Annotated in this window: 1 protein-coding gene; it reads left to right on the forward strand. The window is 62.8% G+C overall.

The features are described from left to right. Positions 1-553 precede the first annotated feature (553 nt). On the forward strand, positions 554-1,027 hold a 474-nt coding region (locus EN893_RS35440), incomplete at its 3' end, for a glutathione S-transferase family protein (protein ID WP_164901461.1).

A 1,027-nucleotide genomic window follows, 5' to 3' on the forward strand; every position in this document is an offset into this window, starting at 1 on the left:
CCAAGGCTGCACCGGCCAAGAAGCCGGCTGCGAAAGCTGCTCCGGCAAAGAAGGCTGCGGCAGCGAAATCTTCAGCACCGGTGAAGAAAGCGGCACCTGCGGCCAAGCCGAAGGCAGCACCCGCGAAGGCCGGCAAGAAGTAGTCGCGTCTTCCCTCGCCGGGGGCGGTGCCGAAACAGTCAAGGGCGGGTGCCCGACAGGCGCCCCGTTCGTTGTTTGGCAGTCGGAAGGCGAGAACAGAGGCGGACGGAGGATATCTTTTCGCAGCTCCCAGGACTTCGCCATAGGGCGGAGTCCGGTGGGGCTTTTTGTGCCATTCATGCGCTTGATGAAATATCGGCGCGAGGCCCTTCGGTCTTGGCTGTCGGCTGAGTGATCCCTGCGATTCTGGCAACTCGGCGACTATGTGATCAAGCACCGTCTTCATGGAGCGCTCGCCAAACGGCCCCGGCCGATGAGTCCGCTCGCTGGCGGCCGGGTTTTCCGCTTCTGGCCATTGCTCGATCGCGCTTGATCGGTCAACACTGCCGGCCTGCAAAACAGGAAACCGATCATGCCCAGACTGCTCTATGCGTCCTCCTCTCCCTACAGTTCCAAAGTGCGCATGGCAGCCGCCTATGCCGGCATCGACATCGAAACGGTGGCGGTCAAAACGGACGACAAACCGACCGAACTGATCGGCGCCAACCCGCTCGGCAAGATCCCGGTTCTGGTGCTCGACGACGGCCGCTCCATCCACGACAGTCGCGCCATCACCCAGCATCTCAACCGTTTGTCGAAGAGCGCGCTTTTTCCACGCAATCCCGACAAGCGGCTCGAGGCTGAAGTGCTGGAGGCATTGGCCGACGGCATTTGCGACTGCGCGCTGTCGATGGTCTATGAACGGCGCACGCGGCCCGAGGAGATGGTCTATCAGCCTTGGCTCGATCGCCAGTGGGCGAAGATCACGGCGGCACTCGACCTGCTGAATGCCAACCCGCCGAAGCTGCCGAAGAAGATCACCGCCGGCCAGATGGCGCTGCGCGCC

It is taken from the genome of Mesorhizobium sp. M7A.F.Ca.CA.004.04.2.1 (assembly GCF_004022825.1).
In the GTDB taxonomy this organism is placed as follows: domain Bacteria; phylum Pseudomonadota; class Alphaproteobacteria; order Rhizobiales; family Rhizobiaceae; genus Mesorhizobium.